Here is a 14,204-nt window from a genome sequence, read left to right on the forward strand (position 1 = left end):
TCTAACCGTTTAGCGCTCCGCTTCGGGGAGGGCATTCAGATGGTAGGTTACGCGCTCCGAAAGCCCGCGAATATCACCGCCAGTGATAAAGAAGCTGTCATCTTTTTGATTCGGATTGCTGACGTCGTAGCCCAGCATCTTGTTGATGAGCGTTGCCACCTGGTAATGGTTGAGAGGTACCTGCGGGCTGATCTCCTTCATGGCGTAAGCCGGATCGTTGCTGAAGTAGAGGAACGGTACCTGAGCAATTGGCATTTCAACAACCGAGTGGCCAAACAGACCGTTATCGCCCACGCGTTCACCGTGATCGGAGGTGATAAACACCAGCACCGGCAGTTTGGATTTTGCCAGCGCAGTGCGAATCGCGGACGCGAGTTCTTTGTCATACAGGCGGACCGCATCGTCATACTCATTTTTCTTCTGCGCCACATCATCACTCAGACGCGGCGTAGAGAATTTCGCGAAGCCCTGCGGAATATTACGCTCGTACGGGATATGTGGCGCGCGGCTGTTGAGCACCATCAGGAACGGTTTGTTCCAGTCCAGGGTTGCTTTCTCAACGGATGGCGTCAGAACAACGTCTGCGCCGACATCTGGTGCCGGGCGGATCTGGGTATCTTCCCACAGATCGATATCATGGATGCCAATCCAGTTGCTCAGCCCTTCCAGCCCCTGGGCGGAGATAAAGGCGGTCTGATAACCCTGTTTCTTCGCGTTGGCGAAGATATTGGTGGATTTCGATTTATAGGCCCCGTAGTTATCCGGCTCGCGCAGATTATTCACCAGCATCGGGATGGCCACGCGGGTGGACACGGCGTTGGAGACAATCAGGCGGCCCGTACCTTGATACTGCTGGAGCAGTGCTTTCAGCTCGGGCGTGGTATCGCGTTCGTAGCCCAGAGCGCTGACGTGGTGCGGATTAAGGCTTTCACCTATCGCCAGAATAATCGAATATTTACCCGCGCGCGTATCCTTAACAGGTTTGACCTGGTAGGGATCGTAGTGGGTCAGATTCTGGTTTTCGCCTGACATCGCTTCCGGGATCAGGCGTATGGCGCTGAAGCTCATCGCAGACAGGCCGTTACGCAGCAGGGAGTGGCGCAGGTCCGGGTTGAACTTGTACATCTGCCCGTCGATCGCTTTGTAGAACTGACCGACAAACATCACGACAATCGCAAGCAGGCAAGGAAGCGCAATCCATTTGTGCCAAAGCGGCGCCAGACGACGCGCAAAGACCAGCGCAAACACGACCGCCACAATCATGATGGCGAAGTAGATGCCCAGTGAACCCAGGCTGTCGGTGATCCCGCTGGCAATGTCTTTCGTTTCCACGAACGCCAGCCAGACTTCGCTCGGGCCATAGAACTGACCGTAGAACTGGTAGTACACCGCTTCCGAAATCTGAACGATAAACGTGACGGCCAGCAGCAGGCGAGTCAGGAAGAAACGCGCGCTGGCTGCGGCAAGCAGGGAAATGATCAGATACAGCGAGATATCACCGGATTTCGGCTGGTAGACGTGATCTTTCAGCAGAATGATGATTTCTGAAAGCGAGAACAGCAGCAGGAATGCCAGCGTCAACCCCAGGGTGCGCAACAGATTGCTGCGCGGGGTGAACGAAGAGTGTGTCGTTGTTTTGAACATGGAAGGACTCTATTCCGATCAGAACTTTTTAGTCAGCGGGCGAATGGCTTTACCAAAGCCAAAGCGCAGTGCGCGAACTACCGTAGGACGATTGTGCAATCCTTTTCGCCAAATATCCTCAAACAGGGCATACCAGCGTGCAGCGACCGCTTCGCGGGAATAGACCTGTAGGCGTTTTTCACCCTGTTCGCGCATCTGACGATACAGTTCAGGGGAGTTTTTAAGACGCATGATGGCATTGAAGGCTTCATCAGGGTTTTTGGCGATCAGGTAGTCCAGCTCGCTTTCGCGGATCGCGCGATAAGACGGCTCGTCATCGCAGACCATCACCGTTTTCCCCAGCCAGTTGTTAATGAGCTTACTGGCAGGCTTACGCGCCAGTTTATGATCGTGTGATTTGCGGAAGCTGATGCACACGTCCACGTCCTGGTAGTTTGTCCAGTTATCGAACGAGATGCGGAGCTCAATACCTTGTTCGGCAAGACGTTGCTTAAAATTCCCTTCGCGGTATTCGTCCGGGAAACTGTCTACACGGCCGAAGAATGCGACGGTTTTGATTGTCTCGTCGGTGCGTTCGCGTGGTTTTACGCCCGGCTGTGGCCAGTTAGGAATAAAGATACGCCCTGGGATGTTAGCAACTTCAGGGTTTTGTTCGACGACGTAATCCGCGCCGATAACCGGCGGACGATCGGCACGAGCAACAACGGTCACGCCGACCCAGGGTTTTACGCGGGAACCATAGTGATCGTTGTGCATCAGATTAATTGCGTCCGGGCGGCACTCAGTGCCCCATGAGCATTCAATCTGACCGTTATAGTAATAGTTAAGGCTGAGCATCGTCTGAAATGTCCAGACGCCTCTTCCCCCACAGTAAAAACGATGCGGAATATCATCCGGATTGATTTTCTGATCAATCAGTTCCTGAAAATCGGCAAAATTCGTCGCGATAAACTCAGGGCGGGAAACAACATGCAGTTTAAGCTTGCTCATAATTCCACTCATTTGACGAGTTTTTTAAGACGGAAGTAGCGACGTCCCAGACGCCACCGTTGGCGGAAGCCGCGCGCATTTTGCCAAATCAGATTCCAGATACCGCGATCGAAAAGCTCACGGGTGATCTCGCGTTTTTTGGCTATATCTTCAATGTTATTAATGCTATGCAGGATCCCCAGACCCTCTTTGGCGATTTGCCAGCGGCAGGCGGGCACGCGTTTCACCTGTTCCGGATAGCGTTTGTTGATGGCGTCCAGCATCTCCAGAATCTTCATATAATGGCGCGAAGAGCGCATGCGCGTGTCGTCCGTGCCTGGCGTATGGGAAACGGAAGCGGAGTGGATCAGGTAGTCGTAATAGGTCTCATCAATATACTGCACGCGTCTGGCGGTGAGCAGCACTTCCGTAGTCCAGGGGATGTCCTGATGGCGCAGACCCTGTTCAAAGCTGAAGCCCTGCTCTTTGATAAAGGCGTGGCGATAGATGTTCAGCCACGTCACGTGCAGGAACTTGCGCGATTCGAGCGCCATCTGCAGCCAGGTCGGGCCGTCCAGCACGTCGGTTGACGCAAGTTTATCTGAAGGGAAGATCTTCTTCGACGGGCGTCCGTCGTCATAAATGTAGGTACCGTTGCAGGTCGCGACGTCCAACTGCCCGGCGAGTGCAATCTCAAGCAGGCGCGGATACATACCCGGATAGATAACGTCATCAATATCCGGAAACGCGATGTAATCGCCCGTTGCTGCGGCCAGACCGGTATTACGGGCCGCAGAGACACCCCCATTAGGCTGGTCGATGACATTAAAATGACTGAATTCACTGGCGTAGCGGGCGATGATATCTGCGGAGCCGTCAGTTGAGCCGTCATTAACGATAACAAGTTCCAGGCTGTGCAGATTCTGTTTCTTTATGCTGTCAAAAAAAGCGCTCAGGAAATTCTCGCCATTATAGACGGCGACAACGAGGCTTAATTGAGGCGTTCCAGACATGCTTACTCCGTAATTTAACGCGGTGAGATGCGGCTAACGAGCGATACAGCAACGTGCAATGGCTTTTCGACAGCCGGCAGGCAAAAGAGTTCTGATAGGTAACGTTGCGCCGATGCGTATTGTCAACGGCGCTATGTATACGCAATCAGGAGGTTGTTTCTGTTCGTTTAGCGGGCCGTAACGCGCACATTCCCACAAGCAACCCGGTTAACAGCATATATTGTTCCAGGTAGTGATCTTTCAGATTGTGGTCAACCATGGTGCGGGAGAAGAAACCAACCGTAAACAGCAGCAGGAACATGCCCGCCATCATATTGCCATGGCGGAACTCGCGCCAGCCGATGTACCAGCAGCCTGCCAGCAGAATCAGCCAGCCTGCAATGCCCGCGATGCCGTTCTGGATACCAAACTCAATCAGGCCGTAGTGGCTGTGCGGAATGTTAATGCGATTGTCCTGCGTGTCGCGACGCAGCACATAGCGGAAGGCCTCTTTGCGAGGCCCCATTCCCGCAGGGTGTTCACCCACCAGTTTCCAGCCCTGATGGAAGAAGCTGGCACGACAGCCGTTGGAGTGATCCATTGGACGACCGAGATCGTTAGTCGGTACAGTTCCGTCTGTTCTGTTATAGCAAAAACTGGTGAAAGGCGCGTTCCAGCCTGTTACCGCATCATCTTCCAGATTTTGCCAGCGCGGATCGGTTTTCCAGGAGGCATAGCCCAGAAGCGCAGAAGCGATAATAATGCCCAGAAGGATGCCACCGGTGAGCAGCACCCGGCTGCGACGCATACTGTGCAGGCTGAGCAGTAGGAAGGTGGAGAACAGGCTGCCGACCAGGCCGATCGTTCCCCAGCGGGTATCGACTAACGCCGTGCAGACAAGGTTACACAGCAGCATAAAGGCGAGGAACGGTGTCTTCAGGCGTAAGAAACGCTGATGAAGCAGGCCGCGCGTAAGCAGTTCGGCGAGCAGGAAACCGGTGATCATATTGACCTGGAAGCTCATGCGCGTGCGGTTATAAACAATCCGCGTTTCGCCCCAGTGGATCACGCCGTCTCGCCAGTAAAGCCAGACGGTATCAAGGAGGTGGATACAGACGACGCCCCAGAAAAAAAGGACGACGAGAGTAAAGAGCCGGGCTGCCGATAAAGAGGGGAAGCGCTCCTGAATCACCGGTAATAACACCAGGCCCGCACAGAAAAGCAATACCGGACGTAACCACTGTCCATCCCAGGTCGACACCATTTCTTTAATATCTGGCGCGACAAAAAAGCCGTTAATCAGGATAAAGAAGGTTAATGCCCACAGCACAATAAGCACGAACTTAATTTTGTTTAAGTCCAGCGCTTTTCTCGCCACTGAAGAGCTAAAGAAAAGACCGAGCGCCACCACAATATTAGGATAAATCAGTCCATTACGATGAAAAGGTAGCTGATCGTTTGGGATTGGCCAGATAAAACATAAAGCCAGTACAGACAGTACTAAAAGACCTGTCAGGATGTTACGAGTATTTGTCATAATTTTGGTACTGGTAAAGGATCTCGGCGTTAATACCGGTTAGTTAACAATGCCATATGCAGATTCCACTGATTTTGAGTGGAATAAAAGCCTGAGAAAATTACCACAGAAGCCATTACTACAGAAGGACAATGTTTGTAAGCAAGATTAATCCGCCTGTGCATTATCGTAATACCCACGTATATAATCGGCGGCCTGGACAGCGGTTTCAGCTAAACGACAGGAAATATATGCATATTGTTCACACTGAAGCAGACGGCGGCAAAGGCGGGCAGCCTCTGCGCATTATCAACGAATCGCTTGGGATGATTCAGCGTGGCCATCAGGTGACTCTCCTTTGTCCGGAAACTGCGCCGCTCCACGTGCTGGCACGCAATGCCGGTTTGACGGTGGTCACGATGCCGTTGAAGCGTAAGAACCTTAAAAACCTGCAGGTGCTGCGTCGCTGGATGAAGGATAACCGTCACTCGATTGACGTCATCAACAGCCATAACTCTGCCGATACCTGGCTGGTGGCGCTGGCGAATCTGACGCTGTCCAACCCTGTACCACTGGTGAGAACCCGTCATGCGTCCGGCGTACCGCGCAACAACTGGACGACCCGCTGGCTCTTCCGCACGGCCTGCGCGCATATCGTGACCACCGGCGAGGCGCTGCGCCATCAGGTGGCAAATATTGGCGTGCCGATGTCTCAGAGTACGTCGGTGCCAAGCGGTGTCGATACGCAGCGTTTCCATCCGGGAGATAAGCACCAGGCCCGGGTTCATTGTGGTTTGTCGCAGGACGATTTCTGGCTGGGCGTGGTATCGCATTTGCGCCCGAACAAAGGCCATAGCGTACTGCTGCGCGCCCTGGCGAAAATCGCCAATCCACACATCAAGCTGGCGATTGTCGGCGAAGGTCCGCACAAAGCGACGCTGGAACAGGAAATCACCGCCCTGGGGTTACAGCAGCGCGTGGTCATGGCGGGACATCAATCCGATCCGGAACGCTGGTTCCCGGCCTTTGATATTGCGCTCAGCCCTTCGCACGATATGGAAGGTGTGCCGCAGGGCGTGCTGCAATCGTTAGCCACCCGTATTGCCACCATTGCGACGGATGCAGGTGGAACGGGAGATGCGGTGATTAACGGGCAGACGGGAGTGCTGGTCGTGCAGCGCGACGAAAACGCGCTGCACGATGCCATAATGAAACTCTATGACGACTCAGCCCTTCGCGAGACGCTCGCGCAACAGGGATATGACTACCTGAGCACGCACTTTACCCGCGAATGTATGCTGGACGCGATGGAGAAAGTCTTCTCCGATGCCGCTCAGCGCAGCAAATCGCGATAAAGCGCCTGTAGCTCTTTCGCCATTCTGTCCAGGGTGAAGGGCTCGGCGGTTGCACGCGCAGCGGCGGAGTAATCGACACCCTGTTCACGGCCTTTCAGCCACAGCGAGATGGCCTGCTGGTAGCCTTCGCTGTCCAGCGCATCGCGCACCCAGCCGTTTTGACCCTCGGTTATCCACTCCGCCGCGCCGCAGCCGTGGCTGGTAAGCAGCGGCAAACCACAGGCCAGCGCTTCCACGCAGACGTTCGGGAAGGGATCGTAGAGCGTCGGCAGGATAAGGGCATCCGCCGTGCCATAGACTTCACGCACGTTGGCAACGGGGCCCAGGAACTTCACTCGTGAGGAAATCCCCAGCGCCTGCGCCAGCTTTTCGAACTTCCGCGCATGTTTATCGCGGCCGGCAATCAGCAGCCAGACGTCAGGATGCGCCACAATGGCGCGCAGCGCGGTGGCGACGCCTTTGCGGCTGAAGCCTGACCCAACATACGCCAGCACCGGTGCGTCAGGAGGAATACCCAGGGCATCACGCTGCGAAAGGGCGCGGACCTCAGGGCTAAACTGAACGGTGTCCACGCCGTTGTAGATCACCGTCAGCTTGTCGTCCGGCAGCCCGTAGCGCCGCGCGATATCATCGCGCACCATCTTCGAATTACAGATCACCTTGCGCAGCTGCGGATGGGTAAACATCTGCGCCTCGGCCTGCAAAATGTAGCGGTGATAGCGGCTCAGAGATTGCGCCCAGCGCGCCAGCGGCGACAGAATGCGACCATATTGCTCAAGCCAGGTGGCGTGAACACCGTCGCCCGCCCGGAAGATAGTGGCTCCCGGTATGCGTTCGTGGCTTTGCACAATATCAAACTGCGCAAAATGCGCGGCGGCTTCGACGGCAAAACCGGATTCACGCGCAATGCGATTGCGAAACGGCGGATTGACCGTAAGCGTTTTCCAGCCTGCGGCATCCTCCCACTGGCGGGCAATCAGCGTGACATCAAGCGAGGTATCCTGCGCCAGCACGTTTAGCGCACGTGAGACAAAACGCTCTGCGCCACCGTTGGGGTTGTAGGTCTGTCGGACAATCGCCAGCTTCATGCAGGTGTTTCCGTTTCCAGAAGCATCGTATCAATGGCGCTCAGCACCTGCTGCGGGGTGATGGCCGTGATGCAGTCAGAGACACCGCTGTCTCCGCAGCCCGCTTTGCCGCACGGCTGGCAGGTAAACCCGGCCACAATCACACGATAATTTACCCCCCACGGCGCCCATTTGATGGCGCCGGTAGGGCCAAAGATGGCAACGGTTGGCGTACCGACGGCGCTCGCAAGATGCATTGGCATGGAATCCACGCCGAAGTACACCCGGGCGTGCTTCATGAGCGCACCCAGCTCTTTCAGGTTCAGCTGACCGCTTAAATCAAAGACCGGCTGGGTGAGGGCTGCGCGCAGCGCATCCATATAGGCCTTCTCTTCTTTTGACGGTGCGGCGGAGAGGACGATCGGCAGGCCGCGCGCCGCCAGGTTATCAATGGTCGCTGCCAGCTTTTTGATATCCCAGGCCTTAAACATCCAGCGCGAGGTCGGGTGAACCAGAATGTAGGATTTACTCGTGAGCCCAAACCCGGCCAGCTTTTCGGCCACAGAGGCTTCTGCCGCGTCACCGGGCACAAAAAGCGTATGTTTGTCTTCGTCGGACTGCGGATGAATGCCGATCCGGCGCAGGGCATCCAGATTAACCTCCACCATATGACGGCTGTTGTCCTGAATCGCCGGATAGAGCGTGGTGAACGATTTCACCCAGCGGCGACGCGCCAGACCCCCGCGCTTATCCGGCTTAAAGCCGACGGAGACGCGCGGTTTCAGGCGACGCGCCAGGCGCGCGCCGTGCCAGTGTTCGGTCAGGTTAATCAGCACGTCATACTGACGGCCTTTCAGGGTGTTCAGCAGGGCGCGGTAGAGGCGGAATTGTTCAAACCAGCCCTTCTTGCGCCAGTTGCGCCCAATAGTGTGCACCTGGTCGATATGCGGGTGGCTGGTCAGCATCGCCTGGGTATCGTCATAAACCAGCGCATCGACTTCCACGTTCGGCCAGTTCTTTTTCAGCACGGTATAAACCGGCGAGGTAAGCAAAACGTCACCGTGGTGACGAAGCTTAATAATCAGCACGCGCTTTGGCGGGCGCTCCGCTGAGAAAAAATCAGACATAGGCTCTCTCTGCTGCCAGCAAAGGCTCTAATTGCGCAAATACCGCAGCGGCGCTGAGATCGCTCAGCTGCGATGAGTGTTCCGGGCGGCAGATATATTGATTTTTTCCATAGCCGCCGATCAGGCCCGGGTCCGTTGGGCCGTAAAGCGTAATATTAGGACGGTCCAGCGCCGCCGTCAGGTGGCTGAGTCCCGTATCCACGGAGACCACAGCCGTAGCGCCTGCCAGCGCCTGGGCGACGCCATCCAGCTTCATGCGCGGCAGAACGTCCACATAATCAAACCCTGCCGCCAGGCGTTTGGCGCGCGCTTCTTCATGGGGAGCGCCCCACGGGAGTTTGATACGTAACCCCGCACTCCCCAGCAGGCCGATCAGTTCGCGCCAGTGCGCTTCCGGCCAGTGCTTGTCGTCGCGGGTCGTTGCATGAAGGAAAATCAGGTAGGGTGCGTCTGTTTGTTGCGAACCGTGCAAAAAATGCTGCGAAATGGCGTAATCGCCCTGCGTTTCCGGCTTTGCATAGCCAAGACTCTTTGCAAATAGCTCGCGGATACGTTCCACCGCGTGCTGTTGCTTTGCGATGTGATGGCGGCGGTTATAAAACAGGCTCGCCAGCGGTTCGCGGGCGGTTTGCCAGTCCATGCCGTGCTTTACGCCGCGCGCCAGTCGCGTCACCAGCGCGGCGCTTTTGACCAGCCCCTGCGCGTCGATGATGGCATCATAACGCTGCGCCTGTACCGCCTCGCGGAAGGTTTTGCGTTCGGCTTTAATCGGGGCAGAGAACCACGCTTTCCGCCAGCGGCGAATCGCCACCGGGATCACGCGGTCGACCGCTTCATGCCAGGTGGGGATCTGCGCGAAGCCCTCTTCCACCACCCAGTCAAAACGAATGCCCGGTACGGCCTGCATGGCGTCCGTCAGTGACGGCAGCGTGTGCAGAACATCGCCCATTGAGGAGGTTTTAACGATCAGTACCCGCATTCGTTATCCTTCTTCGCTCAACAGCAGTTCGTTAAGCTCTTCAAGAACGCGCTGCGGGGTAATGTCGATCAGGCTCTGATGATAACCTTCAGCGGCATCGCCTTTGCGCACCTTGTGGTAGCCGGTGATCAGGCGAATAACGCGCGCTTTATGGGACAGCGGAGGCGTAAAGTCCGGGCTGCTTGGCCCATACAGCGCCACCAGCGGACGGTTGAGCGCAGCGGCGACGTGCATCAGGCCTGAATCGTTGGTAACCACAGCGTGGCAGGCAGCAATCAGGATAACCGCCTGCTCAAGCTGCGTTTCTCCCGCCAGGTTGCGGCACCAGGCCTGCTGTTCATTACTGAGCGTCGCGAGAATTTCGTTGCCCGCCTCGTGGTCTTTTGCCGAACCGAACAGGACAATCTGGTAGCCTTCGTCGATCAGCTGTTTCGCCAGCTCTGCATAGTGGTAGTGCGGCCAGCGTTTTGCCGGGCCGAACTCGGCGCCGGGGCAGAAGCCAATCATCGGACGTTCAGCCGAAAGGCCAAACGCGCTGCAGGTCTGGGATTTTTCACCGTCGTTAACCTGAAGCTGGGGCCAGAGCAGCGGCTGCGGCAGGTCTTTCGCGCTGCGCATCACGCCTTTGTCATAGGCCAGCGCCACGTAGCGCTCCACCATTAATGGCCAGGCCGCTTTATCCAGCACGCGTGCATCGTTCAGCAGGCCGTAGCGCATTTCGCCGCGCCAGCCGGTGCGATGCGGAATGCCCGCAAAGAAGGGCACCAGGGCAGATTTAAAGGAGTTGGGCAGAACATACGCGCGATCATAACGCTTCTCGCGCAGGCTATGGCCGAGCTTGCGGCGTTCGCCAATTTCCAGCGCCCCGTGGCCGAGCGGCATCGGGATCGCTTCATTCACTTCCGGCATACGCGATAACAGCGGACGGCACCACGCGGGTGCCATCACGTCGATTATCGCCTGGGGATAGCGCGCCTTGAGCGTGCGATAGAGACTTTGCGACATCATCATGTCGCCCACCCATGACGGGCCGATCACCAGAATCTTCATACTTACGCGTCGCGGTTCAGCCAGGCCATATACTCCGTTACGCCTTCGGCAACGGTTTTGAACGGCTTGTCATAACCCGCTGCGCGCAGGTTAGTCAGGTCAGCCTGGGTGAACGCCTGATAGCGGCCTTTCAGCTTGTCCGGGAACGGAATGTACTCGATGCTGCCTTTTTTGTGGTACGCCAGCGTGGCGTCAGCCACCGCCTGGAAGGACTCTGCGCGGCCGGTACCCAGGTTGAAGATGCCGGACACGCCGTTTTCCCAGAACCACAGGTTTACGGCCGCCACGTCGCCCACGTAAACGAAGTCGCGCTTAAAGCCGTCGCTGCCTTCGAACAGTTTTGGACTTTCACCGTTATTCAGCTGGGTGTTCAGGTGGAACGCCACGCTCGCCATGCTGCCTTTGTGGCCTTCGCGCGGTCCGTAGACGTTGAAGTAACGGAAGCCGACGATCTGCGAGTTCGCTTCTGGCAGAACCTGACGCACATATTCGTCGAACAGGAATTTGGAGTAGCCGTAGACGTTCAGCGGCTGCTCATATTCGCGGGACTCGATGAAGTCCGAGGTGCGCCCGCCGTAGGTGGCGGCAGAAGAGGCATACAGGAACGGAATTTCACGCTCCAGGCAGTAGTGCAGGATCTCTTTGGAATACTGATAGTTGTTGTCCATCATGTACTTGCCGTCCCACTCGGTAGTGGAGGAGCACGCACCTTCGTGGAAGATGGCTTCGATCTCGCCGAACTCTTCGCCTGCCATAATCTGGATAAGGAAGTCTTCTTTATCCATGTAGTCAGCGATGTTCAGATCCACCAGGTTAACGAACTTGGTGCCGTCTTTCAGGTTGTCAACCACCAGGATGTCGGTGATGCCTTTGTCATTGAGAGCCTTAACAATATTGCTGCCGATAAAGCCTGCGCCGCCGGTAACGATGATCATAACTGTAACCTTTGAAGTGTGGAGCCCGGGGACAATCCCGGACGCTAATGTTTCTATCATATCATTAGTATGGCTGCCCTTCAGCCATTCACCGACATAGCGCAAGGGTACACGTGATTTATGCTGCAAAAACGACAAGAGATGACGTGTCATCTCGTCATGAACTATAGGTTTGGGTAATATGTCCCGAAATTTGCCGAGTCTGGAGAATTGCAATGCGTGGTGATTTTTACAAACAGTTAAACAGCGACCTCGAGACCGCACGTGCGGAAGGGTTGTTCAAGGAAGAGCGTATTATCACGTCTGCACAGCAGGCGGACATCACCGTTGCCGACGGCAGCCATGTGATCAATTTTTGTGCGAACAACTACTTAGGTCTTGCGAATCACCCTGAGCTGATTGCCGCGGCAAAAAACGGCATGGATACCCACGGTTTTGGTATGGCCTCAGTACGCTTTATCTGCGGTACCCAGGACAGCCACAAGCAGCTTGAGCAAAAGCTGGCGAACTTCCTCGGAATGGAAGACGCGATTCTCTACTCCTCCTGCTTCGACGCCAACGGCGGCCTGTTCGAGACTCTGCTCGGCGCAGAAGATGCGATTATCTCCGACGCCCTGAACCACGCCTCCATCATCGACGGCGTACGCTTGTGTAAAGCGAAGCGTTTTCGCTACGCCAACAACGACATGGTTGAGCTGGAAGCGCGCCTGAAAGAGGCCCGTGAAGCGGGCGCTCGCCATGTGCTGATCGCCACCGACGGCGTATTCTCCATGGACGGCGTGATCGCCAACCTGAAGGGCGTGTGTGACCTGGCGGATAAATACGACGCGCTGGTGATGGTCGATGACTCTCACGCGGTCGGTTTTGTCGGCGAAAACGGCCGCGGCTCCCACGAATACTGCGACGTAATGGGCCGCGTGGACATCATCACCGGCACGCTGGGCAAAGCGCTCGGCGGCGCATCCGGCGGCTATACCGCTGCGCGTAAAGAGGTGGTGGAGTGGCTGCGCCAGCGCTCGCGTCCGTATCTGTTCTCCAACTCCCTGGCACCGGCGATTGTTGCCGCCTCCATCAAAGTGCTGGAGATGGTGGAGTCCGGCGCTGAACTGCGCGACCATCTGTGGTCCAACGCGCGTCTGTTCCGTGAAAAAATGAGCGCAGCAGGGTTCACCCTGGCCGGTGCTGACCACGCGATCATTCCGGTGATGCTGGGTGATGCGGTCGTGGCGCAGAACTTTGCCCGCGAACTGCAGAAAGAAGGGATTTACGTCACCGGGTTCTTCTTCCCGGTGGTGCCAAAAGGTCAGGCGCGTATCCGCACCCAGATGTCTGCGGCGCATACGCCTGAACAAATTGAACGTGCGGTGGAAGCCTTTACCCGCATCGGTAAACAGCTGGGCGTCATTGCCTGAGGACGTGTGATGAAAGCGTTATCCAAACTGAAAGCGGAAGAAGGGATTTGGATGACCGACGTGCCGGAACCGGAAGTCGGTCATAACGATCTGCTGATCAAAATTCGTAAAACGGCTATCTGCGGTACTGACGTTCACATCTACAACTGGGACCAGTGGTCGCAGAAAACCATTCCTGTACCGATGGTTGTCGGTCACGAATATGCCGGTGAAGTGGTGGGTATCGGCCAGGAAGTGAAAGGCTTCAAAATCGGCGACCGCGTCTCCGGTGAAGGTCACATTACCTGCGGCCACTGCCGTAACTGCCGCGGCGGGCGTACGCACCTGTGCCGCAATACCATCGGCGTGGGCGTGAACCGTCCGGGCTGCTTCGCGGAATATCTGGTGATCCCGGCCTTTAACGCCTTCAAAATCCCGGACAATATTTCTGACGATCTGGCCTCCATTTTCGATCCGTTCGGTAACGCCGTGCACACGGCGCTCTCCTTCGATCTGGTCGGTGAAGACGTGCTGGTCTCCGGCGCGGGCCCCATCGGCATTATGGCGGCAGCCGTGGCGAAGCATGTAGGTGCGCGCAACGTCGTGATCACCGACGTAAACGAATACCGCCTGTCGCTGGCGCGCAAAATGGGCGTCACCCGCGCAGTGGATGTCTCGAAAGAGAGCCTGACCGACGTGATGGAAGAGCTGGGCATGACCGAGGGCTTTGACGTGGGTCTGGAGATGTCCGGTGCGCCACCGGCGTTCCGCACCATGCTCGACACCATGAACCACGGTGGCCGTATCGCGATGCTGGGTATCCCGCCGTCAGATATGTCCATCGACTGGAACAAAGTGATCTTCAAGGGGCTGTTCATCAAGGGCATCTATGGTCGTGAGATGTTTGAGACCTGGTACAAGATGGCGGCGCTGATCCAGTCCGGTCTGGATCTGTCCCCGATTATTACTCACCGTTTCTCCATCGATGAGTTCCAGCAGGGCTTCGACGCGATGCGTTCCGGCCAGTCAGGGAAAGTGATTCTGAGCTGGGATTAACTGCGAAAGCGCCTTCGGGCGCTTTTTTTACGGCCTCTTCACGTTTCTTACATCCGCAATCAGATTATTTCGATTTTTCCTTCGCTTTTTTACCCGCACACTTATAAAGTTTGTTGACGATCC

At 56.2% G+C, this 14,204-nt stretch carries 12 protein-coding genes; 3 read left to right on the plus strand and 9 right to left on the minus strand.

All coding sequences use genetic code 11. The features are described from left to right. Positions 1-9 precede the first annotated feature (9 nt). From B498_RS04450 to B498_RS04435, 4 genes are all read right to left on the minus strand, one after another. The gene (locus B498_RS04450; RefSeq protein ID WP_008502698.1) at positions 10-1,644 is read right to left on the minus strand and encodes a sulfatase-like hydrolase/transferase; all 1,635 of its coding nucleotides are present in this window, start codon (positions 1,642-1,644) and stop codon (positions 10-12) included. 18 nt (positions 1,645-1,662) lie between these two features. Further along, a complete protein-coding gene (locus B498_RS04445; RefSeq protein ID WP_008502699.1) occupies positions 1,663-2,634 on the minus strand; it encodes a hypothetical protein in 972 nt (323 codons plus the stop codon). Between the two features lie 8 nt (positions 2,635-2,642). Beyond that, positions 2,643-3,626 carry a glycosyltransferase gene (locus B498_RS04440; RefSeq protein ID WP_008502700.1) on the minus strand — a complete coding sequence of 328 codons (984 nt, stop codon included), beginning with the start codon at positions 3,624-3,626 and terminating at the stop codon, positions 2,643-2,645. Between the two features lie 145 nt (positions 3,627-3,771). Further along, entirely contained in the window at positions 3,772-5,142 is a 1,371-nt protein-coding gene (locus B498_RS04435; protein WP_008502701.1) for an O-antigen ligase family protein, read from the minus strand. Positions 5,143-5,372: 230 nt separating this feature from the next. On the opposite strand from B498_RS04435, the gene B498_RS04430 reads away from it, so the two are divergent. Then, on the plus strand, positions 5,373-6,476 hold the full coding sequence (locus B498_RS04430) for a glycosyltransferase family 4 protein (RefSeq protein WP_008502702.1): 1,104 nt from the start codon (positions 5,373-5,375) through the stop codon (positions 6,474-6,476). Here B498_RS04430 and B498_RS04425 read toward each other — a convergent pair. From B498_RS04425 to rfaD, 5 genes are read right to left on the minus strand one after another with little or no spacing between them, the layout of a single operon-like run. After that, complete coding sequence (locus tag B498_RS04425) at positions 6,455-7,564, minus strand: glycosyltransferase family 4 protein (protein ID WP_008502703.1); 1,110 nt, start codon at positions 7,562-7,564, stop codon at positions 6,455-6,457. The two genes, B498_RS04430 and B498_RS04425, sit on opposite strands and share 22 nt — an antisense overlap. Then, positions 7,561-8,670 carry a putative lipopolysaccharide heptosyltransferase III gene (gene rfaQ / locus B498_RS04420; protein WP_008502704.1) on the minus strand — a complete coding sequence of 370 codons (1,110 nt, stop codon included), beginning with the start codon at positions 8,668-8,670 and terminating at the stop codon, positions 7,561-7,563. Before rfaQ ends, B498_RS04425 begins: the two co-directional genes overlap by 4 nt. Continuing rightward, positions 8,663-9,649 carry a lipopolysaccharide heptosyltransferase RfaC gene (gene rfaC, locus B498_RS04415; protein ID WP_008502705.1) on the minus strand — a complete coding sequence of 329 codons (987 nt, stop codon included), beginning with the start codon at positions 9,647-9,649 and terminating at the stop codon, positions 8,663-8,665. The genes rfaQ and rfaC overlap by 8 nt, the downstream gene beginning before the upstream one ends. Positions 9,650-9,652: 3 nt before the next feature. Beyond that, positions 9,653-10,699, minus strand: a complete 1,047-nt coding sequence (gene rfaF, locus B498_RS04410; protein ID WP_008502706.1) for an ADP-heptose--LPS heptosyltransferase RfaF — start codon at positions 10,697-10,699, stop codon at positions 9,653-9,655. A 2-nt stretch (positions 10,700-10,701) separates the two neighbouring features. Then, positions 10,702-11,634 (minus strand): ADP-glyceromanno-heptose 6-epimerase, encoded by a 933-nt coding sequence (gene rfaD / locus B498_RS04405; protein WP_008502707.1) that lies wholly within the window; start codon positions 11,632-11,634, stop codon positions 10,702-10,704. A gap of 215 nt (positions 11,635-11,849) precedes the next feature. Between rfaD and kbl the strand changes: the two genes are divergently transcribed. Both kbl and tdh read left to right on the plus strand, forming a co-directional pair. Continuing rightward, on the plus strand, positions 11,850-13,046 hold the full coding sequence (gene kbl, locus B498_RS04400; RefSeq protein ID WP_008502708.1) for a glycine C-acetyltransferase: 1,197 nt from the start codon (positions 11,850-11,852) through the stop codon (positions 13,044-13,046). Positions 13,047-13,055: 9 nt separating this feature from the next. Next, entirely contained in the window at positions 13,056-14,081 is a 1,026-nt protein-coding gene (gene tdh, locus B498_RS04395; RefSeq protein ID WP_008502709.1) for an L-threonine 3-dehydrogenase, read from the plus strand. The last annotated feature ends 123 nt before the right edge of the window (positions 14,082-14,204 follow it).

The sequence above is a fragment of the Enterobacter sp. SST3 genome, from assembly GCF_000286655.1.
In the GTDB taxonomy this organism is placed as follows: domain Bacteria; phylum Pseudomonadota; class Gammaproteobacteria; order Enterobacterales; family Enterobacteriaceae; genus Enterobacter; species Enterobacter roggenkampii.

Bases quoted from the DNA above. Each gene is read 5' to 3' on its own strand.
- B498_RS04450 (WP_008502698.1), bottom strand. From the start codon at position 1,644: ATGTTCAAAACAACGACACACTCTTCGTTCACCCCGCGCAGCAATCTG.
- B498_RS04445 (WP_008502699.1), bottom strand. From the start codon at position 2,634: ATGAGCAAGCTTAAACTGCATGTTGTTTCCCGCCCTGAGTTTATCGCG.
- B498_RS04440 (WP_008502700.1), bottom strand. From the start codon at position 3,626: ATGTCTGGAACGCCTCAATTAAGCCTCGTTGTCGCCGTCTATAATGGC.
- B498_RS04435 (WP_008502701.1), bottom strand. From the start codon at position 5,142: ATGACAAATACTCGTAACATCCTGACAGGTCTTTTAGTACTGTCTGTA.
- B498_RS04430 (WP_008502702.1), top strand. From the start codon at position 5,373: ATGCATATTGTTCACACTGAAGCAGACGGCGGCAAAGGCGGGCAGCCT.
- B498_RS04425 (WP_008502703.1), bottom strand. From the start codon at position 7,564: ATGAAGCTGGCGATTGTCCGACAGACCTACAACCCCAACGGTGGCGCA.
- rfaQ (WP_008502704.1), bottom strand. From the start codon at position 8,670: ATGTCTGATTTTTTCTCAGCGGAGCGCCCGCCAAAGCGCGTGCTGATT.
- rfaC (WP_008502705.1), bottom strand. From the start codon at position 9,649: ATGCGGGTACTGATCGTTAAAACCTCCTCAATGGGCGATGTTCTGCAC.
- rfaF (WP_008502706.1), bottom strand. From the start codon at position 10,699: ATGAAGATTCTGGTGATCGGCCCGTCATGGGTGGGCGACATGATGATG.
- rfaD (WP_008502707.1), bottom strand. From the start codon at position 11,634: ATGATCATCGTTACCGGCGGCGCAGGCTTTATCGGCAGCAATATTGTT.
- kbl (WP_008502708.1), top strand. From the start codon at position 11,850: ATGCGTGGTGATTTTTACAAACAGTTAAACAGCGACCTCGAGACCGCA.
- tdh (WP_008502709.1), top strand. From the start codon at position 13,056: ATGAAAGCGTTATCCAAACTGAAAGCGGAAGAAGGGATTTGGATGACC.